The organism is Kaistella antarctica, from assembly GCF_900109615.1.
GTDB lineage: Bacteria > Bacteroidota > Bacteroidia > Flavobacteriales > Weeksellaceae > Kaistella > Kaistella antarctica.
The window spans coordinates 411,941-432,635 of sequence record NZ_FOIX01000001.1 but is presented as its reverse complement, the minus strand read 5'-3'; the positions used below and the strand labels follow the sequence as shown (position 1 = coordinate 432,635).

Genomic DNA, 20,695 nt, shown 5'->3' with positions numbered 1-20,695 from the left:
GAAAATGTTATACTACCTCTTCGAATATTTAAACAGCCACGGAATTCACGTTCCAGGCATGGGCATGTTTAGATTTATCTCTTTCCGAGCAGGAATGGCGGTATTGCTGTCACTCTTAATTGCCTTGGTTTTTGGTAAAAAAATAATCAACTATTTGCGAAATAAACAAATGGGCGAATTGGTGCGTGATTTAGGTTTAGATGGTCAAAAGCAAAAAGAAGGTACGCCGACGATGGGTGGTTTAATCATCATCATGGCAACTTTGATCCCCGTTTTATTGTTTACTAAAATTATGAATGTTTATATCATGCTCCTGATCATCTCTGTGGTTTGGATGGGTGCGATTGGCTTTATTGATGATTATTTAAAGAAAATTAAAAAAAACAAAGATGGCTTAAGCGGAAAATTCAAAGTGATCGGCCAGGTTGGTTTAGGGGTGATCGTTGGAGTTACCATGTATTTCCATCCCGATATTACGGTGAAAAGAAAGTACGCAGATGCTAAAGAAATTAACCGAAATAATGTAGAAGCAAACTTTATGCAGACGGAGAAATCCACGGTTTCAACAGTTCCCTTTGTAAAAAATAACGAATTCGATTATAGCAAGATTTTATTTTGGATGAGTCCTGAAGATGCTAATGAATGGGCTTGGATTATCTTCATCCCAATGGTGATTTTTATTGTCACAGCGGTTTCAAATGGCGCCAATATAACCGATGGTCTCGATGGTCTCACCGCCGGCACGAGTGTCGTCATTCTTTTAACATTATCACTGTTTGCCTATCTCTCCGGGAATATCATTTTCGCAGATTATCTGAACATTATGTTCTTACCCAATATGGGGGAAACAACCATTTTCGCCCTCGCTTTAGTCGGAGCGGTAATCGGTTTTTTCTGGTACAATACGTATCCAGCGCAGGTGTTCATGGGCGATACAGGAAGTCTAATGTTGGGTGGTGTCATTGCAGTTTTAGCGATTATCCTTCGAAAAGAATTGTTAATCCCTGTCTTGTGTGGAATTTTCTTAATTGAAAATCTTTCGGTCGTCCTACAGGTTGGAACCTTTAAATATAGAAAAAGAAAATACGGACTGGAGCACGCTCAGAACAACAGACTGTTCAAAATGTCTCCTCTTCATCATCATTATCAGAAAGAAGGATATCACGAAAGTAAAATCGTAAACCGCATGGTGATAATCGGAGTTTTATTTGCGATCATCTGTTTAATTACTTTAAAAGTCAGATAAAAGAATATGAAAATAGTTGTTTTAGGTGGCGGAGAAAGCGGCGTTGGTGCAGCATATTTAGCGAAGAAGAAAGGCTTGAATGTTTTTCTTTCAGATAAAGGCGCGATCAAGTCTGAATATAAAAACCAGCTCATTGAAGCCGAGATTGAGTTTGAAGAAGAACAACATGATGAAGCAAGAATCCTGGAAGCTGACTGGGTCATTAAATCTCCTGGCATTCCGAAAAAGGCTGATATTATTTTTAAAATCAACCAGAAAGGAATTCGCTTGTCTTCGGAAATTGAATTTGCAGCGGAATTTACGCAGGCAAAAATTATCGCTATTACAGGCAGCAACGGCAAAACCACCACAACTTCTTTAATTTATCATATCTTAAAGAACGACGATATGAACGTTGGTTTGGCTGGAAATATCGGGACGAGTTTCGCACGACAAGTTGCTGATGAAAATTTTGACTATTACGTGTTAGAAGTAAGTTCTTTCCAGTTAGATGACATTCAAAATTTCAGACCGTTTATATCTTTGTTGTTGAACTTAAGTCAGGATCATCTTGACCAGTACAATTACAATTACGAGGACTACGCGATGGCCAAGTTCCGAATTGCTGAAAATCAGGAGAATGATAATTTCTTCATCTACAACAAAGATGATGAAATGAGCATGAACCTTTTGGAGCAACTGGCGATCAGAGCGAAGAAGATTCCCTTTTCTTTAAAGGAGAAATTATCAGAAGGCGGTTTTTATCACAATGATAAAATCGTAGTGAAAATGGAAGATGAATTTTCAATGAAAATCGCAGAATTGTCTTTAGTCGGAAATCATAACATCGCCAATAGTTTAGCAGCTTCCATTGCCAGTAAAATATTAAATATCAGCAATGAAAGTATCCGTACGGCTTTGATGACGTTCCAGGCAGTTGAACATCGTTTAGAGCAAATTGCGCAAATTGATGGTGTCACTTTTATTAATGACAGCAAAGCGACCAATGTTAATGCGGCATACTTCGCTTTAGAAAGCATGAACCAGCCGACCGTTTGGATTGTTGGCGGCGTGGACAAAGGAAACGACTATGCCGAGATTGAAAATTTAGTAAAGAGAAAAGTAAAAGCGATTGTCTGTTTAGGTCTGGACAACCAAAAGATTATTGACTTTTTCAAAGATAAAAAAGAATTGATTTACAGTACGTCGAGCATGGAAGAAGCGGTTAGGGTTTCGAAATTATTGGCTGAAGAAAACGATACCGTTTTGCTTTCTCCATGTTGTGCCAGCTTCGATCTATTCGACAATTATGAGGACCGCGGAAATCAGTTTAAAAACCAAGTATTAAAAAAAGCCATCGACTAATCGTAGATTAAAATGCAGGAAAGAGATAACAAATTCGAACTTTTAAAAGGCGACAAAGTGCTTTGGAGCGTGATCTTATTGATTTCGTTCTTCTCGGTGTTCCCTGTTTATTCGGCCAGTTCAAATTTGGAATATATCGTCAATAGCGGAACCACCACGTCTCACCTTATCAAGCACACTTTCTTCGTTGTACTTGGTTTGGCGATTATGCGTGGCGTTGGATATTTTAAATATGAACACATTGGCAAACTCAGCAGTTATCTTTTGTTGGTAACCATTGTTTTGTTAGGTTTAACGATGGTTTCGGGACAAACAATTGATGGAGCTTCTGCTTCTCGTTGGTTAAAAATTCCTGGAACTCCAATTTCTTTTCAGCCTTCTTCTTTTGCTTATTTAATGTTAGTCATTTATCTCTGTCGCTATTTAACCAAGAGAATTAAAAGAGATCGCCTGCCCATTGAAAACATCTTTTACATTTTCGGGCCAGTTCTATTGGTCTTTGGCTTGGTTGCAAAAGACAATGGTTCTACAGCTTTAATGATTTTAATGGTTTCCTTAATTGTAATGGTTATCGGCCAATTAAATAAAAAGTACATCGTTGGCTTCGTCGGACTTTCATCGGTGGCGATTGGAGTATTCATGTTTGTTGCTTTAAAGACAGACCTCATCGAAAACAACCGGGTTCACACTTGGATGAGCCGTGTAGAAACCTTTACCAAGAAAGATAATCAGATTGAAGATGAAGCTGATAAAGCGAAAAACTATCAGGTAATGCAAGCCAAAGCGGCCATTGTTCACGGTGGTATCGCTGGAATGGGTCCGGGAAAAAGTGCTTTGAAACAAATGCTTCCACAATCCGCCTCGGATTTTATATTCGCCATCATTGTTGAAGAATACGGCTTTTTCGGCGCCACAGTTTTAATTGCTCTTTATCTAATAATGATCATTCGAATTGTAATGATCGCCAGTAAGATGCCGGCCTTCTTTGGGAGCTTGCTGGTGCTGAGTCTCGGGACCATGATTTTTGTGCAACTGTCGGTCAATATTGCCGTCGCCATCAATCTAATTCCAGTTACAGGACAACCTTTACCCTTGATTAGTTATGGAGGAACATCCATGTTAGTGACTTATATTCAATTAGGTCTGATCTTAAATGTGAGTTCCAGAATTCAGGTTTATGATGAAGAAGGAATGGGCAAAAAACAAAGTATCGAAGAAATAAATGATATCGCATAGTATATAAAAAATGATTGATCGATAATAATCGATTTTAAAATATGAATAAAAATTTAAAAATTCTAATGAGTGGCGGCGGCACCGGAGGACATATCTTCCCGGCGATTGCCATTGCGCAGGAAATTCAAAAGAGATTTCCGGAAGCAGAGTTTTTATTTATCGGTGCGGAAGGGAAAATGGAAATGGAAAAAGTTCCACAAGCCGGCTTTAAAATCGTCGGTTTAAATATCGCTGGCTTCGATCGTGGAAATTTAATGAAGAATGTAAATCTACCCATCAAGTTAATTTCCAGTTTAGTTAAAGCCCGAAAAACAATTAAAGAATTTAAACCAGATTTCGCCATCGGAACTGGAGGATTCGCAAGTGGACCAGCACTTTACATGGCAGCACAATTGGATGTTCCCATTTTCGTTCAGGAACAAAATTCATTACCAGGAAAAACAAATACGTTCTTGGCTAGAAAAGCAAAAGCCATTTTCACGGCGTATCCGAATATGGGTCACTTTTTCCCGAAAACGAAAACCTTCTTTTTAGGAAATCCTATTCGAAAAAACATTATCACGGATTTGATTGATAAAGATTCAGCAAAAGAACAGTTAGGTTTAGATACAAACAAATTGACCATTCTTTCTGTCGGCGGATCCTTAGGATCAAGAACTTTGAACAATGCTTGGAAAGAAAATATTGACCAATTAGCAGCAAAAGATTTCCAATTGATTTGGCAAACTGGAAAAACTGATTATAGTGATTTGAAAGACAACCAATCAATCATCAATCATCAATCAAAAATTATGTTACGGGAATTTATTGCTGATATGGCTTTAGCCTATTCTGCGGCAGATGTAATTGTTTCCAGAGCTGGAGCAATTGCTATCTCAGAATTAGCGATGGCGCAGAAAGCAGTACTGTTGGTTCCATTTCCCTTTGCAGCTGAAGATCATCAAACTAAAAACGCGATGACCTTGGTTGAAAAAAACGCAGCCAAAATGGTAAAAGACACCGAAATGTCAGAAAGATTCTGGACTACTTTAATGGAGATCTGTGAGCATGAAAATACAAGAGCTGAGATGAGTGAGAATTTGAAATTCTTCGCAAAACCCTCAGCGACAGAAGAAATAGTGGATGAAATTTTAGCATCCTTAAATATCAGCTTTTAAAAAAATTAATCCAGCCACGAAGTGGCGTAATCATCAGCAAAGGGTAAAGCCCTTTGAATTTGATAAAAAGAAAAAAAGTAATAGAAAGCCCTGAAAGGGCGCAATCAATAAAACGAAAATGAAACCTTTAACAACATATCAAAACTTCTACTTTGTCGGCATCGGCGGCATCGGTATGAGTGCTCTAGCGCGCTATTTCAACGCGTCAGGGAAAACCGTTTTAGGTTATGATAAAATGCACACCAAGTTGACCAACGCTTTGGTAGAAGAAGGAGTTGAGATTCAGTTCGAAGATATTGTTAATGATAAAATTAAAAATTTAACACCAGAAAATACTTTGGTGATTTATACGCCAGCCATTAAAAAACTGGATATTCTCAATTACTTTAATGATAAGAAATTCGATGTTTTAAAAAGAGCGAAAGTTCTGGGAATGATCACTGAAAATACCGATTGCATCGCGATTGCAGGAACACACGGTAAAACGACGACATCATCTTTAGTGGCGCATTTATGTGAAGAAGCGAATCTGCCGTTCTCTTGCTTTTTAGGTGGAATTGCAGAGAACTTTAAATCTAATTTTCATTTTAATGGAAACGATATTTCAGTGGTTGAGGCAGATGAATATGACAGAAGTTTTTTAACGCTTTCTCCAGATTGGGCGGTGATTACGTCCACAGATGCAGATCATTTGGATATTTATGGAGATGATGCCACGATTCAAAAAGGGTTTCAGGATTTTGCTGATTTGGTTCCAGAAGGCCAACAGCTTTTTGTTAGAAAAGGAATCAATATCGGTCGTGAGACCAAAACGTACGCAGTTAATGAAGAAGCCGATTACTACTCCGATAACATTAGAGAAATTGGCGATAAAATATATTTCGATTTCCACACTCCGACGGAAGAGTTTGATGATTTCGTCTGGGAAATCCCCGGAATTCATAATGTTGAAAATGCCACCGCAGCGATTGCACTATTAAATAATTTCGGTGTTGATATTGAAACTCTGAAAAAAGGAATCACCAGTTTCAAAGGAATAAAGAGGCGTTATACCAAACATAATTTCGATAGCGGAAAAATTTATATCGATGATTATGCGCATCATCCAACCGAATTAAATGCGGTAATTGGCTCGATTAAAACCTTCTATCCGCACAAGAAATTGTTGGTAGTATTTCAGCCGCATCTTTTCAGCAGAACAAGAGATTTTGCTGAAGCCTTTGCAGAAAGTTTAGATAAGGCTGATGAGTTGATTCTAATGGATATTTATCCCGCCCGCGAATTACAGCAAAACTATGAAGGAACAACTTCCGAGTGGTTATTAGAAAAAATTAAACTAGAAAAAAAGGAAGTTTCCACCTTGGAAGAAACTTTTAATAAAATAAAAGAAAAAGACTTCGACGTACTATTGACCGTTGGTGCTGGAAACATCGATACTTTGTACGACGGAATTGTAGAATGGCTCTCAGATAAAAAATGAAGAACAAATTCAGAATATTAAAAATTTTAATTACAGTAATCATCTTTGGATTTCTGCTGAGTTTCTCCTTAAAAAGATTCAACGATAAACCCATGGAAAAAGTAACGGTAAAGCTGACTCAGACTAAAAATCGTGTTTACTTCATCGATGAAAAAGATGTTAAGGACCTGGTGAAAAAATCAAATCCGACCAAAAGAGTTGGTGATATTAATATTCCTGAATTAGAAAAGAAATTAAATCAACTTCCCGCCGTAGATAGTGCTAATGTTTATTTAAACTTAAACGGAAATTTGAATTTAGATATCAAACAGCGAGTGCCAGCTTTCCGTCTCAACAAAGACGATCGCGATTTTTATGTGGATGAAAAAGGCGTTGAATTTCCCACTTCTAAAAATTACTCTTTCCCTTGTATGTTGGTGATGGGAAATGTAAAAAAATCGGAATATGTGAAATTAGCTGAACTCGTGTCAAAAATTGACCGTGACGATTTTAGTAAGAAATATTTCATCGGAATCGCAAAGAAAAATGGCAATTATGAACTGCTCACCAGCGAAGGTTACTTTAAAGTAGAAATTGGTGATTTAGAAAAAATAGACCTGAAAGTAAAAGGATTTAAAGCTTTCGTAGAAAAATTTTTAATTTTTCAAGATCCAGAAAAATACAATAAAGTCTCGGTGAAGTATGAGAATCAAATTGTCACTACGCTGAATCCTAATTTCAAAGAGAATGACAGCATCATCTCGGTTGGTAAAAAGGAATTGGCCAAGTTGCCGGTGATCAATCAGAAAAAAGAAGAGGCACAGAAAAAGGCATTAACGCCTCAAAGAGTAGAAGCTAAGAAAGAAACGCGAAAGGAGAAACCAAAAGTTACGGAGGTCAAAAAAAAGGCAACCATCAAACCAAAATCTGAGGAAAGTAAACCAAAAGTAACTCCCAGAAAGGAAATAGTAAAACCAAAGGTTGTTGAAAAAAAACCAGCAGTTACTCCGAAAAAGGTGGAAAGCAAGCCCAAAGCGAAAGTTAAAATAGAATAAAAACAGAGGATCAATCCTTTGAAAATGATAAAAAATCAAATCGACATATAATGGAAAATCACGAGTATTCAGTAGGCCTCGACATCGGTACCACCAAGATTGTGGCCATTGTCGGACGGCGAAACACCCACGGAAAGATTGAGGTTCTCGGCGTCGGGACCGCAAAAAGTTTAGGAGTTCATAAAGGCATTGTGAACAATATTTCCCAAACCATTCAATCCATCAAAGCCGCCGTAGCCCAAGCACAGTCAAGTTCTGGCGTTCCCATTCACAAAGTAACGGTGGGAATCGCTGGCAAACATATTCGTTCGCTGCAACATTCCGACTATATCATGCGCGAAAATCCGGATCGATATATTACGGATGACGATATCGAAAAATTAAAAGATCAAGTAAAACAGTTGGTCATGTTGCCTGGCGAGGAAATTATTCATGTTCTTCCCCAAGAATATAAAGTAGATTCCCAAGGTGAAATCCAGGAACCAGTCGGTATGCACGGCACTCGTTTAGAAGCGAACTTTCATGTGGTTGTTGGTCAAATGGGCAGCATTAGAAATATCGCCAGATGTGTTCGTGAAGCTGGTTTAGAAATGGAAGCTTTAACGCTCGAACCGTTAGCATCGTCTGAAGCAGTTTTAACAAAAGAAGAAAAAGAAGCTGGAGTTGCGATCGTTGATATCGGTGGTGGAACTACGGATATCGCTATTTTTAAAGACAATATTATTCGTCACACCTGCGTAATTCCTTACGGTGGCGGGATTATTACGGATGATATTAAAGAGGGATGTTCGATCATTGAAAAACATGCAGAAAAACTTAAAGTAAATTTCGGATCTGCAGTTCCTGAATTGGAGAAAGATACTACGTTCGTTACGATTCCGGGTTTGCACGGAAGACCTGACAAAGAAATTTCTCTAAAAACTTTAGCGCAAATCGTGAGTGCTAGAGTTGAAGAGATTTTGGAAATGGTGAATACAGAATTAAAAGCCTACGGCGCTTTCGAACAAAAGAAAAAATTAATAGCCGGAATTGTTTTGACTGGAGGCGGTTCCAATCTTCGTCATCTTCGTCAACTGGCCAATTACACCACAGGATTCGACAGCAGAATTGGTTTTGCCAATGAATATGTGACCAATGATAAAAGCCAACATTTAAAAGGTCCGGAATATGCAACAGCCATTGGTTTACTCATGGAAAGTTTGAAAATCCGCGATAAGAAAAGTAGTCCCGAGATTGTAGATGAGAAAGCAGAAGTGTCAACTGCACCAAACAATCGCCTTACGGTAGACGAAACTTTGCTGGACGCCGAACCTGTTAGCAAAGAAGTATTGGTGGCTCAAGCGACCGAAAACAGACGGAACAAATTGACTATCGGTCAAAAAATAATGGAAAGCGTAAAAAAGTTTTTCGAAGAAGTTGAATAATTAAAAAACCAAGACTATGGAAAATATAAACACCCCAGGATTTTCATTTGATTTACCAAAAGGAAATTCCTCAATAATCAAAGTAATCGGCGTCGGAGGCGGTGGAAACAATGCCCTGAAGCACATGTACGAGCGCGGAATTCATGGCGTAGATTTCGTCATTTGTAATACCGATTCTCAAACTTTAGATAATAATCCAGTTGCCAATAAAGTACAATTAGGATTGACCATCACAGAAGGTTTAGGCGCAGGAGCCGACCCTGAAGTTGGTGAAAAAGCAGCGATCGAAAGTATCGAAGATATAAAAGCGGCCATGGGACAAAACACCAAAATGGTTTTCATTACTGCCGGAATGGGCGGTGGTACCGGAACTGGTGCTGCTCCTGTCATTGCGAAAGTAGCAAAAGACATGGGAATTCTTACCATCGGAATCGTGACCGTTCCTTTTAGTTTTGAAGGGAAAAGAAGATTAGAACAAGCCGAATTAGGTTTAGAAAAATTAAGAAATAATGTTGATTCACTGATCGTCATTAACAATGATAAATTACGTCAGCAGTTTGGTAACCTTGGTTTTAAATCAGGATTCTCCAAAGCGGATGAAGTATTAACTAACGCTGCAAAAGGAATGGCCGAAGTTATTACCGGATATTTCGATGTGAATATTGACTTCCGTGATGCGAAATCTGTTTTAGCCAATTCTGGAACGGCCTTAATGTCGAACGGAGTTGCGTCAGGTGAAAACAAAGCAGAAGAAGCTGTGAAAAAAGCGCTTGATTCTCCGTTATTAAATGATAACAAAATTACTGGTGCCAGAAACGTGCTGTTGCTGATCAGAAGTGGTACGGAAGAAGTGACCATGGATGAAATCGGTGTGATTATGGATCATATCCAAATTGAAGCCGGACATACGGCTGATATTATTTTCGGTGTTGGTACCGACGAAGAATTAGGAGATTCTGTGAGTGTACTGGTTATCGCGACTGGTTTTTCAAAGGAACACCAAAAAACTTCTGGCGTTACTGAAAAAGTGAACTTTACTTTATCAGATTCAATTGAACCAGCTAAGAAGAGAGAAAATATTTTCAAATCTAATCTTGAAAATCAAGAGACTGCGAAAAGTAACTCCCCTTCTAAAAATCTTTTTATTCTAGATGACGAAGATGATTTTCCAGTCAACGAGTTTCAGGTAAAGACAGTTGAGAAAAAGAGAGTGATTGAGAAGGAAGTACCGACTGATCACAATCGTTTTGTGGAAGAAAATCAATCGCCAGAAAACTTTCTTCAAGAGGAAGAAAGTCCAGAATTTGATTTGTTCACCTACGATGATGACTTGAGCGACGAGCCACTTGCCCAATCATTTAGTTTTGAAACTGAAGATAAAAAAGAAGAAACTCCTTTTAAAAACACCCCTACTTTTACAGAAGAAAAACCGATGGATTTCAGTTTTTTCGTAAACGAACCGATTGAGGAACCGATAGTTGAAACACCGCAACCTACGGCAATCATCAAAGAAGAACCGGTTCAAAAAGTAGAGCCAAAGGTGGAAGAGCCTGTAGCAGAAACAAACTTATTCGATGTTGAAGATGATTTTACTTTCATTAATAAAACACCGAACAGCGACAAAGTTTTGGAAAGAAGAAATAAATTGAAACAGTTCAACTCAAGATACCAGAATTTCGAGCCAGAAAATGATTTCGAAACGATTCCAGCTTTCCGTAGAAAAAATATTTCAATCGGACAGGAAAATGCTTCTGACCAAAAAATCAATAATTTTCTAACGGAAACTGATGGAAAAATGCAGGTTAGAGAAAATCGGTTTTTAAATAAAGACGTAGACTAATAATAATGTGACGATGCGATGATTTGCTAATTTTTAATTAACAAATCGTCAAATCATCTAATCAACAAATTGAACTTATGAGTTTAGAAATAATCATCAGCGACGCAATTAAAGACGCGATGCGAGCGAAAGATAAAGTGGCCTTAGATGCTTTGCGAGCCGTAAAATCTCAAATCCTATTGCTAAAAACAGAAGCAAAAGGAGCCGATGTTTCGGCAGAGCAGGAAATTGCAATTTTACAAAGAATGATCAAGCAGCGAAAAGATTCTTACGATCAGTTTATGGCTCAAAACAGAGGCGATTTAGCTGAAGTGGAAGACGCACAGAGCAAAGTCATTGAAAAATATTTGCCGCAGCAAATGACCAGTGAAGAACTGGAAGCCGAAATGAAAAATATTATTGCAGAAACAGGTGCAACCAGCGCCAAAGATTTAGGAAAAGTAATGGGAATGGCAGGAAAAGCACTTGCTGGAAAGAGCGACGGAAAAAGTATTTCCGACATGGCGAAAAAATTACTTTCCTAAAATTATGATTGATAAAAGATGATTGATAACTGATTAGTGCCGCATTAATCACCCATCAATTATAAACCATCAATTATTCTAAAAGGGATATTCATTTTATGCATATCGATTTGATTGAAACCCGGAACATTATGTTTCGGGTTTTTTATTTTATTACATTTGAATAAATTTTCTACATGCAGATTTACCACTACTTCACCATCATCATCATACTTGCCGCAGCATTCGGCTATTTTAATAAAAGATTTCTGAAACTTCCCAGAACCATTGGCGTGATGATTATTTCGCTGCTAACTTCTTTGGGAATTGTTTTATTAGCTTCCTCTTTTCCAGGTTTATTTGTGGAGACCAAGAAGATGATTTTGTCAATTGATTTCTACACCATCTTAATGGAAATCATGTTAAGTTTTCTATTATTTGCAGGTTCGATTCATATTCGATTAAATGATATAAAATCGGAGCGGGTCCCGATTATCGCCTTTTCTACTATTGGTGTTCTGCTCTCTACTGTTATCGTAGGTGGTTTGATGTATTTGCTTTTAGAAGCGTTCAGTTTAAATATTCCTTTCATTAATTGCCTACTCTTTGGCGCTTTGATTTCACCGACAGATCCGATTGCAGTTTTAGGTATTTTAAAAACGGCAAATATTCCGAAGACTTTAGAAACAAAAATTACGGGAGAAAGTTTATTTAATGATGGTGTTGCTGTTGTTTTATTTATCGCCCTCTTAGAAATCTCGAAAGTCGGTTTTGAAAATATGGGCTTCACGGATATTGCTCTTTTATTTCTAAAAGAAGCCGGTGGCGGAATCATTTTAGGAACCATTCTCGGAAGTGTCGGAACTTACATTTTGAAAACGATTGATGAATATTCGGTGGAAGTAATGGTCACTTTAGCAATGGTGATGGGTGGATATTGGTTGGCGTCGTCACTGCACATCAGTGGTCCTTTGGCCATGGTCGTCGCTGGAATTTTTATTGGGAATCGCGGTAGAGAAGTGGGAATGAGTAGAATTACCGAAGAATACATCGATAAGTTTTGGGAAATGCTGGACGAAATTTTGAACGCTATTTTATTTCTCTTGATCGGTTTGGAACTATTGGTGATCAACTTTGAAAACATCTATATTCTCATTGGCGTCATTGCTATTTTCGTTGTTCTTTTAGCCCGATTTATTTCAGTGGGAATTCCTTTTTTCCTCTTAAAAAAGCGGGTTAAATTTGAAACCAATTCTTTTCCAATTTTAGTTTGGGGCGGAATTCGCGGAGGAATTTCAGTCGCACTGGCGCTGGCTTTACCAAGGGAAACTTCCGGTGACATGTTTGTTGCAATTACTTATATTATCGTTTTATTTTCTATTATTTTCCAAGGATTGACCATCGGTAAACTCGCTAAAAAACTGACAGCTAAATCAGCCAATAAGTCTCAATAGATAATTGGTATTGTTTTGATAGATTTAAGACGAAAGAGATTTGTTTAAAAAGAATTATTTTTGCAAGTCAATAGTTTAACTCATAAAATAAAAAAATATGTATCCAGATGATTTAGTAATGCCAATGAAGCATGAACTAACCGATAAAGGTTTTCAAGATTTAACTTCTGCTGAAGCCGTAAACGCAGCCATCAAAAAAGAAGGAACTACTCTTTTGATGATTAACTCTGTGTGCGGTTGTGCAGCCGGAGCGGCAAGACCAGGCGCAGTTTTCTCACTAACAGGTGATAAGAAACCAACAAATCTTGTAACTGTTTTCGCAGGTTATGATAAAGATGCAGTTGACGAAGCGCGTAAGCATTTGGCACCTTTCCCACCAAGTTCACCATGTATCGCTCTTTTCAAAGACGGTGAATTGGTTCACATGTTAGAAAGACACCACATCGAAGGAAATCCTGCTGGAGCAATTGCGGCGAACTTGCAAGGAGCTTACGAAGAATATTGCTAAGATTAAGGTTTTAGTTTAAATAGAAATTCCGCTTTTCACAAGGCGGAATTTTTTTGTGATTGATAGCATAACACCTTTTAGCATAAAAATATTATATTTGCCTATATGGCAACAAAAGCGCTTTTCAACACGGTGGTCAATTGGTTTATCAAACAAAGGATCGATCAGATTCAGAATTTTATGGATCACCCGATTGAAACCCAAAATGGCGTGCTCTTCTCCCAACTTTATTACGCTGAAAATACCGATTACGGTAAGATTCACGGTTTCAGTAGTATTTCGAGTTATGAAGATTTTACGAAAAATGTTCCTATTGTAACTTATGAAGATTTCGAACCATATATCGAACAAGCCAGACAAGGACAAAAAGATGTTTTCTGGCCAGGTTATGTGAAAAATTTTGCGAAATCATCAGGAACGACTAACGCCAAAAGTAAATTTATTCCGATTACGGATGAGAGTCTGGAGCTTTGCCATATGAAAGCAGGCAAAGACCTCATCTCCATTTACGCCAATAACCATCCCGAAAATCAACTCTTCACCAACATGAATCTTCGTCTTGGTGGAAGTGCGGATTTCTACGAAAACTTTAATACAAAATTCGGAGATCTTTCAGCGATTTTAATTGACAATCTTCCTTTCTGGGTGGAAATCACCACGACACCGAGCAAAAAAGTTTCCTTAATGTCGGAATGGGAAACCAAATTGGAAGCTATTATTTCTGAAGTAACCAATGAAAAAGTGGGTAGCTTAACCGGCGTTCCCAGTTGGATGATGGTTTTGCTTCAACGGATTTTAAAAGAAAAAGGACATGAAAGCATTTCAGAGCTGTGGCCGAATTTGGAAGTCTTCTTTCATGGCGGAATCAGTTTTAAACCTTACCGCGAACAGTATAAAAAAATCATCGGAAAAGATATTAATTACTACGAAATCTATAATGCTTCTGAAGGTTTTTTTGGAATTCAGGATCAGCATGGAAGCGACGAAATGTTGCTGATGCTCGATTATGGAATTTTCTATGAATTCATTCCGATGGATAAATTTGACCCAGATAATCTCGAAGCAATTCCTTTACAAGAAGTAGAAATCGGCAAGAATTACGCGATGGTTATTACCACGAACAGTGGACTTTGGCGGTATTTAATTGGCGACACCGTTCGATTCACTTCGCTTCAACCTTTTCGAATTAAAGTTTCTGGACGAACCAAACATTATATTAATGCTTTCGGTGAAGAACTGATGATTGATAATGTAGAAACCGCACTCTCAAAAGCATGTGAGGCAACCAATTCCTCTATTTTAGATTTCACGGGCGCTCCTGTTTTTATGCAGAATGGCGAAAGTGGCGCTCACGAATGGATCTTCGAATTTATGCAAGAACCCGAAGATCTAGAAAGATTTGCCGAGGTTTTCGACAATCATTTAAAATCCGTGAATTCTGACTACGAAGCGAAAAGGTATAATAATATGACGTTGAAAAAACCAATTATTCACGTGGCTAAACCGCATCTGTTTTACAAATGGATGTCTGAACGAGGTAAGCTTGGTGGTCAAAATAAAGTTCCGCGATTAAGCAATGATCGGGAATATATCGAACCATTATTAAAGATGAATCAATAAAAAATCTGCTTAATTAAAGCAGATTTTCAATTATTCTTTATTCAAATCGTCTTTGATTTTTTCTGCACCTTTCTCCACTTTTTCAGCTCCTTTGGCTGCAGCATCTTTTATATCGTTGCCCGCTTTCTTAAATTGAGTGCGTCCGTCTTTTGCGTACTCATCAATTTTTTTTCCGGCTTCGTTTAGTTTCTGCTGGGCTTGATCTACGGTTGCATTAATTTTTACAGAATCAAATGATGTAGTTTTTTCTTTTTCTACGGTAGTTGTGGTTGATGTTCCGTCCGAATTTTCGACGGTTTCAACATTTACTTCAGATTTCGTACAACTCATTAATCCTAAAGAAATAATTGCTGCACTTAAAAAATATTTTTTCATAATTTACTTGATCACTTTAATTTCAAATGTAGGCCAAAATTACGGATTTACCGCAGGTACAGGTTGAATAGCTGTTGCTTTCTCTTTGGTTTTTAGCTTTTCTGCGTCGATCTTCTTTTGAGCTTCAGCCGCTTTTTTCTCCAATTCTACTTTTTCATCTTTCGCTTTTTTGAGCAGTTGTTCCTCCTGACTTTTCAACTTAATTTGTTTTAAAGAATCTTGAAATTTTAAGGAAGACATTTTAATTTTCCGAGCGATATCTACAGAAGTGGCGCCTTGGGAAAAGGAATCGATGGCAATCGTATCATAAGGTGGAATAGAAGTGTTTTCCTGAGCAACAACAATCTGTTTAGCCCTTTCCTTTCCACATGAAATAAGAAAGCCTAGAAACGATATGAAATATATATTTCTCATTTTTAATCAACTTTAAATTCAGCGATAACCGGAAAATGATCCGAAAGTTTCACCGACCGATCAACACGATAACTAACTGGTTTTATTTCTTTGGACGTAAAAATATAATCAATCCTAATCGGGAATTTATAATCGTGAAAGCTGGTGGAACTTCCACGACCAACCTTTAGAAATGCATCAGTTAAACCTCTACCCAATTCGTAATACTCATAAGAATTCGGAACAGCATTAAAATCGCCCGCCAGAATTACGGGATAAGGCGAATCATCAATGGCCTTTCTAATATCTACAATTTCTTTCTGATGAATCTTAAAGGTTGGCACAAGTTTTTTTACAATGTCTTTTACTTTGGCTTTATTTTCCTGCAAATCTTCTACGGGTTTTACCATCTTTTTGTCAAAAGAAAATGGATTCATATACACATTCACAAACCGAATAATTTTACCCTCAAATTTAATATCTGCATAGAATGCATTTCCATTACTGAAGGTCGCTAATTTTTCTTTCTTAATAATTTCCGTTTTTGAATTTAGCGAAAGAATTTGATATTCATTGATGCTATTTTCATAACCTTTAAGCTCTAAATCGTGCACCGCTTCCTGACCCAGAACAATATCAGCATCCGTCTCTTGTAAATAGTTAATGAGTTCTTCCTTACCGAAATTGCCAAAATGCATATTCATGGTAACAATTTTAAGATTCGCCTTTTCTGCAACTTCACTGTTCCAGTTAATCCATCTTTTAATGGGCGTCAACATCATTAAAGTCATCACGATAAAAAATAATGCCCGCTTTTTCCAGGAGATGATCCAAAGTAGGCAAAGCATTAGATTCAAAATCATTAAAACTGGAAATGCCAACGACAACAAATTTAAATACGGAAAAACGCTCGGCGAAACATAATCATTTAACAATGTTCCGCCTAGCAAAACAATAATGACCACATGAATTAGAACTAAAGCAAATCTGAAAAGTTTCACAAACAGGTAATTTTAATTGATTCGGTACTGATCTTTTTTCCAATATTTCGCCAGTAAAAAACCAATCAATGCACCACCAACATGGGCTAGATGAGCAATACCTCCCACATTTCCAGTTACGCCCAGAATGACAGAACCGATAACGATGACTGGCAAAACATATTTTACTTTTACTGGAATCGGAATAAACATAATGCCAATTTCTGCATTCGGATATAAGGTGGCAAAAGCAGCAATGACGCCAAAAATGGCTCCAGACGCCCCAACCATTGGAACGGTAATAATGGATTTTAGTTCTTGCAGAAGTCCTTGCTGAGTAACAATCGCGGCAGAATTTCCGACAAAGGGAACACTCTCTCCTGCTAAATAACTTTCTAAATTAAAGCCAAAACTTTCTAGATTTGACTGGATCTGTTGAACCTCAACGAAATTCCACAAATTGAAAAGAAAAAAGGCACCAAGTCCGCTCACAAAATAAAGAATGATATATTTTTTGTCACCCAAAGTTCTTTCTAGCACCGGTCCAAAACTATAAAGCGTAAACATATTGAAAAGAATATGCATCAAACTACCGTGCATAAACATATGCGTTACTATTTGCCAGGATTTAAAAAAAGGCGAAAAAGGATAGAAGGCGGCAAATTTCATAAAGACTTCCTGACTGTCTAGCAAATACATCAGCACAAAAACAGCAACGTTGATGATGATGATATTTCGGGTGATGGGTGTAATATTTTGAAACATAATTTTTTAAAATTTATTTTTTAAGTCCTCTAAGGGAATTTCGATGAAACATCTTTTCCCAGACGGTAAATATTCGGGGAAACCTAACAAGGTGAAATCCTTAATCAGTTGCTCGGCATCCATTTTATAAAGGAAATCAAAGCGGGATTTGCTTTGGATTTTATCCCATTTGCTATTGTAAAAATCGAGAAATTCATCTTCGGTACGATACTCTAATATTTCAAAAAGGTTCTCAAGAAATTTCATGACCTGCGTTTCTTTTAATCCTTGCGGCACGGCATCAATTCGCAACACATTGTCATTGGCTATAATCATTTCAAAGCCTAGTTCTGGCAGATATTTTTTAATGGACCGAAACTTATTTTTTTCGGTTTCATTCATGTGATATTCCAGTGAGAAAAGGAGCGTATGCTTTTCATTGCTGCGTTTTTTCTTACCGTTTCGCTCACTCACAATCAAGCGGTGCATTCTGCCCAAATCGAGCATCAGCGTTTTTCCGTTTTTATTAAAAAGCCAATATCCATTTGGAAGACGCATCAAATCCTCATCAAAATCTTCTTCTTCGAAAAGGTTTATTTTGGACGGCTCAGCTTGAATATTCTGCTGATACATTTCTGCCATCGCCACTTTTTCACCAGGCAAAACCGTTTCTTCACGGAAAGGATTGTAATCACGATCGACGACAATCTCTGGAACTTTGAAACTTCCGCTGGTTTTAGTTTGATTTAAAAAAGCATCCATTCCCGAATCGCGATCGAAATCTAAACTGGGGGAAATATTATAAATTCCTAAAGAACGCTTGATGGTTGAACGCACCAAAGCGAAGATTAAATTCTCATCTTCAAACTTAACTTCTGTTTTTTGCGGGTGAATATTGACGTCAATTTTCTCGGGAGCTAAATCTAAAAACAAAAAGAAGGTCGGAATATATCCTGGCAAAAGCAAGCCATCAAAGGCCTCCTGAACGGCTTTGTTAAAATAGGGACTTCTAAAAAAGCGTCCATTAACAAAGAAAAACTGCTCACCTCGAGTTTTTTTCGCACCTTCTGGTTTTGCGACAAATCCATTCAACTGAATCCAGCCTAAATCCTCTTTAATTGGAATTAAAAGCGGTTGCAATTTTCGGCCAAAAACATCTACAATTCTCTGTAGCAAACTGGCTTTCCGTAATCTGAAAATAATATCATCATTGTGGAAAAGTTCGAAATCTAAATTCTCATGCGCCAAAGCAACCCTTTGAAACTCATCAATAATATGACGAAATTCAATATTGTTATTCTTTAAAAATTTTCGTCTGGCGGGAACATTATAGAATAAATTCTTGACCGAAAAGTTAGAACCTTCCGCTGTTTGAATCGGTTCCTGAAATTGAAAACCGCCACCTTCAATATAAATATTGGTGCCGATTTTGGAATCTTGAGTTTTCGTTTTTAATTCTACCTCAGACACCGCGGCGATTGAAGCCAAAGCTTCACCCCGAAATCCCTTAGTGGAAATTCTGAAAATATCTTCGGTCGTGTGAATCTTAGAAGTTGCGTGTCTTTCGAAGGCCAATCTCGCATCGGTCTCACTCATTCCGCTGCCGTTATCTACGACTTGAATTAGATTTCTACCCGCATCGCGAATAATCAATTCAATTTTGGTAGCGCCCGCATCGATGGAGTTTTCTACCAGTTCTTTCACAATAGAGGCAGGTCGCTGCACCACTTCACCAGCGGCAATTTGGTTAGCGACATGATCTGGCAAAAGTTTTATAATGTCTGACATTTTAATAATATACTCAAATAAAGGTGTTTCTCAGCAATTATTGATATTTAATTGCATCCAATTTAGCAGTTACTTTTTTTACTATTTTCTCCGAAACATTTCGCTGATCGGCAAGATGCTTCAGTTCGAAAACTCTTTTTTTCCGAACGACCATGAAGTGATAATCTTCAACTTCCCAAATACCATACTTTTCAAAAAAGACCAATTCTAAATGGTGTTTTTCAAAATGCTGCAAAAGTGGAAATAAATAAACTTCCTGATCGATTACCTGCAATGTTTCGGGATGGTTAATTCTGGTAAAGTCGATGTATTGAGGATTCGGAATGTTAATCGCAATCCTTGTTTTGTCCGTACAAATTTGTGCTAAATTACCAAACAATGCTTCGTGTTGGTCTAAAGGAATATGTTCGATGACATCCATCAAAGTAATGAAATCGAAATCTGAATTTTTAGGTTGGTAAGTAACCACATCTGCAACCGCGAACTGAATATTTTTTTTATTCTGCAGTTCTTTTTCAGCGATAGCAACACTTTTCCCACTTAAATCTACCGCTTCAATTATTCCTACAGATTTGTTCTTGGCAAGAAGACCAGTGAAGATGCCAACACCGCAACCGAGCTCCAAAATTTTTGAATTCGATTTTAAACCTAATTTTTGTAGTCTTTTGTATAATGAAATCAAACGTTCATTGGCTCCAGTTCTAACTTGTTTCTTAGAAAATTCGTCGTAAAAGTGCGCGATATCGTCTTTTTTCATGTCGCAAAAATAGTGATTTATTTTTTGCCTCAATCAAAAAAAACCTCCAGAAATTCCAGAGGTTATTTTAAAATTTTATTCGGATTAGGGTTTATTAGCCAAGAAATATTCAGCTTCTCCTTTACCCCAATTTGGATCTAACGAAGTTTTCGGTTGGTAGACTTTAAACTGATCTAATGCTTTCTGAAATAACTCCAACCCTTTTGTTTTGCTGCCACCAAATTGTTCCGGCGTGAAATAAGTATCTTCTGCTTTCAGCATCGTAATTCTGGGATTTTCAGGAGCCAACTTTTCAGCTTTTTCTAAGGCAGCCGCGCCTAACATCGATTCACTCATGTATCGAACTTGCGGATCAACCATCATTCTTAAACCGTGAATCATTTTTTGCAAGATAAAAATTTCGGCATTGTCTTTACTTAAGTCGGAAGCTTTGTCTAAAGAAGTTTGAGCTTCTGCCGTAATTGCGTCGAGTTCGGTAACTTTTCCGGTACGCATCAACATTCTTCCTTTTTCGATGGAAGTATGAGCGGCGTAATAATAAGGAAGCCATTGGGTTTTTTCTTTATCTCCGATTCTTACAAAATCATTCGAGAGTGCGGTAAAATCTTCTGGCGTTTTAGCTTGGTCAATTTTAGCAATCTTTTCAGTCATTACTTTATCAAAAGTAGTTTGGGCAAAAATGCTTACTGTTGTTAAAAGAAGCATCGTTAAAAATAATTTTTTCATTGTTTTAAATATTTGGTTTCTTAATTTGATGGGCTAAAGATAATTCAGCATAATTCTTAACAAAAGTTTTTCTTACTGAAGGGTCA

Annotated in this window: 19 protein-coding genes; 12 read left to right on the top strand and 7 right to left on the bottom strand. The window is 37.5% G+C overall.

The features are described from left to right. The first annotated feature begins 4 nt into the window (after window positions 1-4). The 12 genes from mraY (at window position 5) to BMX49_RS01990 (ending at window position 14,846) form a co-directional block, all read left to right on the top strand. Window positions 5-1,246 carry a phospho-N-acetylmuramoyl-pentapeptide-transferase gene (gene mraY / locus BMX49_RS02045; protein ID WP_034718155.1) on the top strand — a complete coding sequence of 414 codons (1,242 nt, stop codon included), beginning with the start codon at window positions 5-7 and terminating at the stop codon, window positions 1,244-1,246. A gap of 6 nt (window positions 1,247-1,252) precedes the next feature. After that, the gene (gene murD, locus BMX49_RS02040; protein WP_034718153.1) at window positions 1,253-2,590 is read left to right on the top strand and encodes a UDP-N-acetylmuramoyl-L-alanine--D-glutamate ligase; all 1,338 of its coding nucleotides are present in this window, start codon (window positions 1,253-1,255) and stop codon (window positions 2,588-2,590) included. A 12-nt stretch (window positions 2,591-2,602) separates the two neighbouring features. Beyond that, window positions 2,603-3,826, top strand: a complete 1,224-nt coding sequence (locus BMX49_RS02035; RefSeq protein WP_034718150.1) for an FtsW/RodA/SpoVE family cell cycle protein — start codon at window positions 2,603-2,605, stop codon at window positions 3,824-3,826. A 41-nt stretch (window positions 3,827-3,867) separates the two neighbouring features. Continuing rightward, window positions 3,868-4,983: an undecaprenyldiphospho-muramoylpentapeptide beta-N-acetylglucosaminyltransferase gene (gene murG / locus BMX49_RS02030; RefSeq protein WP_034718147.1), complete on the top strand. Its 1,116-nt coding sequence runs from the start codon at window positions 3,868-3,870 to the stop codon at window positions 4,981-4,983. Window positions 4,984-5,101: 118 nt separating this feature from the next. Then, complete coding sequence (gene murC, locus BMX49_RS02025) at window positions 5,102-6,463, top strand: UDP-N-acetylmuramate--L-alanine ligase (RefSeq protein WP_034718145.1); 1,362 nt, start codon at window positions 5,102-5,104, stop codon at window positions 6,461-6,463. After that, window positions 6,460-7,497: a cell division protein FtsQ/DivIB gene (locus BMX49_RS02020; RefSeq protein ID WP_034718144.1), complete on the top strand. Its 1,038-nt coding sequence runs from the start codon at window positions 6,460-6,462 to the stop codon at window positions 7,495-7,497. Before murC ends, BMX49_RS02020 begins: the two co-directional genes overlap by 4 nt. Window positions 7,498-7,547: 50 nt before the next feature. Next, entirely contained in the window at window positions 7,548-8,921 is a 1,374-nt protein-coding gene (gene ftsA, locus BMX49_RS02015) for a cell division protein FtsA (RefSeq protein WP_034718142.1), read from the top strand. Window positions 8,922-8,937: 16 nt separating this feature from the next. Next, window positions 8,938-10,761, top strand: coding sequence for a cell division protein FtsZ (ftsZ, locus tag BMX49_RS02010; protein ID WP_034718141.1), 1,824 nt, complete (start codon window positions 8,938-8,940; stop codon window positions 10,759-10,761). Window positions 10,762-10,838: 77 nt separating this feature from the next. After that, window positions 10,839-11,285: a GatB/YqeY domain-containing protein gene (locus BMX49_RS02005; RefSeq protein ID WP_034718139.1), complete on the top strand. Its 447-nt coding sequence runs from the start codon at window positions 10,839-10,841 to the stop codon at window positions 11,283-11,285. Window positions 11,286-11,461: 176 nt separating this feature from the next. Then, entirely contained in the window at window positions 11,462-12,718 is a 1,257-nt protein-coding gene (locus tag BMX49_RS02000) for a cation:proton antiporter (protein WP_034718138.1), read from the top strand. A 97-nt stretch (window positions 12,719-12,815) separates the two neighbouring features. After that, window positions 12,816-13,226, top strand: coding sequence for a BrxA/BrxB family bacilliredoxin (locus BMX49_RS01995; RefSeq protein WP_034718135.1), 411 nt, complete (start codon window positions 12,816-12,818; stop codon window positions 13,224-13,226). Window positions 13,227-13,331: 105 nt separating this feature from the next. Then, the gene (locus BMX49_RS01990) at window positions 13,332-14,846 is read left to right on the top strand and encodes a GH3 auxin-responsive promoter family protein (protein WP_034718134.1); all 1,515 of its coding nucleotides are present in this window, start codon (window positions 13,332-13,334) and stop codon (window positions 14,844-14,846) included. Between the two features lie 30 nt (window positions 14,847-14,876). Here the strand turns inward: BMX49_RS01990 and BMX49_RS01985 are convergent, their stop codons facing one another. The 7 genes from BMX49_RS01985 to BMX49_RS01955 form a co-directional block, all read right to left on the bottom strand. Beyond that, complete coding sequence (locus tag BMX49_RS01985; protein WP_034718133.1) at window positions 14,877-15,221, bottom strand: hypothetical protein; 345 nt, start codon at window positions 15,219-15,221, stop codon at window positions 14,877-14,879. Between the two features lie 39 nt (window positions 15,222-15,260). Next, window positions 15,261-15,635 (bottom strand): hypothetical protein, encoded by a 375-nt coding sequence (locus tag BMX49_RS01980; protein ID WP_051803641.1) that lies wholly within the window; start codon window positions 15,633-15,635, stop codon window positions 15,261-15,263. Window positions 15,636-15,637: 2 nt separating this feature from the next. Then, complete coding sequence (locus tag BMX49_RS01975; protein WP_034718131.1) at window positions 15,638-16,615, bottom strand: endonuclease/exonuclease/phosphatase family protein; 978 nt, start codon at window positions 16,613-16,615, stop codon at window positions 15,638-15,640. Window positions 16,616-16,627: 12 nt separating this feature from the next. Further along, window positions 16,628-17,359, bottom strand: coding sequence for a rhomboid family intramembrane serine protease (locus BMX49_RS01970; protein WP_034718130.1), 732 nt, complete (start codon window positions 17,357-17,359; stop codon window positions 16,628-16,630). A 6-nt stretch (window positions 17,360-17,365) separates the two neighbouring features. Further along, on the bottom strand, window positions 17,366-19,126 hold the full coding sequence (gene mutL / locus BMX49_RS01965) for a DNA mismatch repair endonuclease MutL (RefSeq protein ID WP_034718128.1): 1,761 nt from the start codon (window positions 19,124-19,126) through the stop codon (window positions 17,366-17,368). Window positions 19,127-19,163: 37 nt separating this feature from the next. Beyond that, a complete protein-coding gene (locus BMX49_RS01960; RefSeq protein WP_034718126.1) occupies window positions 19,164-19,883 on the bottom strand; it encodes a class I SAM-dependent methyltransferase in 720 nt (239 codons plus the stop codon). Window positions 19,884-19,967: 84 nt separating this feature from the next. Beyond that, complete coding sequence (locus tag BMX49_RS01955; RefSeq protein ID WP_034718124.1) at window positions 19,968-20,609, bottom strand: hypothetical protein; 642 nt, start codon at window positions 20,607-20,609, stop codon at window positions 19,968-19,970. Window positions 20,610-20,695: the final 86 nt, after the last annotated feature.

Bases quoted from the DNA above. Each gene is read 5' to 3' on its own strand.
- mraY (WP_034718155.1), top strand. From the start codon at position 5: ATGTTATACTACCTCTTCGAATATTTAAACAGCCACGGAATTCACGTT.
- murD (WP_034718153.1), top strand. From the start codon at position 1,253: ATGAAAATAGTTGTTTTAGGTGGCGGAGAAAGCGGCGTTGGTGCAGCA.
- BMX49_RS02035 (WP_034718150.1), top strand. From the start codon at position 2,603: ATGCAGGAAAGAGATAACAAATTCGAACTTTTAAAAGGCGACAAAGTG.
- murG (WP_034718147.1), top strand. From the start codon at position 3,868: ATGAATAAAAATTTAAAAATTCTAATGAGTGGCGGCGGCACCGGAGGA.
- murC (WP_034718145.1), top strand. From the start codon at position 5,102: ATGAAACCTTTAACAACATATCAAAACTTCTACTTTGTCGGCATCGGC.
- BMX49_RS02020 (WP_034718144.1), top strand. From the start codon at position 6,460: ATGAAGAACAAATTCAGAATATTAAAAATTTTAATTACAGTAATCATC.
- ftsA (WP_034718142.1), top strand. From the start codon at position 7,548: ATGGAAAATCACGAGTATTCAGTAGGCCTCGACATCGGTACCACCAAG.
- ftsZ (WP_034718141.1), top strand. From the start codon at position 8,938: ATGGAAAATATAAACACCCCAGGATTTTCATTTGATTTACCAAAAGGA.
- BMX49_RS02005 (WP_034718139.1), top strand. From the start codon at position 10,839: ATGAGTTTAGAAATAATCATCAGCGACGCAATTAAAGACGCGATGCGA.
- BMX49_RS02000 (WP_034718138.1), top strand. From the start codon at position 11,462: ATGCAGATTTACCACTACTTCACCATCATCATCATACTTGCCGCAGCA.
- BMX49_RS01995 (WP_034718135.1), top strand. From the start codon at position 12,816: ATGTATCCAGATGATTTAGTAATGCCAATGAAGCATGAACTAACCGAT.
- BMX49_RS01990 (WP_034718134.1), top strand. From the start codon at position 13,332: ATGGCAACAAAAGCGCTTTTCAACACGGTGGTCAATTGGTTTATCAAA.
- BMX49_RS01985 (WP_034718133.1), bottom strand. From the start codon at position 15,221: ATGAAAAAATATTTTTTAAGTGCAGCAATTATTTCTTTAGGATTAATG.
- BMX49_RS01980 (WP_051803641.1), bottom strand. From the start codon at position 15,635: ATGAGAAATATATATTTCATATCGTTTCTAGGCTTTCTTATTTCATGT.
- BMX49_RS01970 (WP_034718130.1), bottom strand. From the start codon at position 17,359: ATGTTTCAAAATATTACACCCATCACCCGAAATATCATCATCATCAAC.
- mutL (WP_034718128.1), bottom strand. From the start codon at position 19,126: ATGTCAGACATTATAAAACTTTTGCCAGATCATGTCGCTAACCAAATT.
- BMX49_RS01960 (WP_034718126.1), bottom strand. From the start codon at position 19,883: ATGAAAAAAGACGATATCGCGCACTTTTACGACGAATTTTCTAAGAAA.
- BMX49_RS01955 (WP_034718124.1), bottom strand. From the start codon at position 20,609: ATGAAAAAATTATTTTTAACGATGCTTCTTTTAACAACAGTAAGCATT.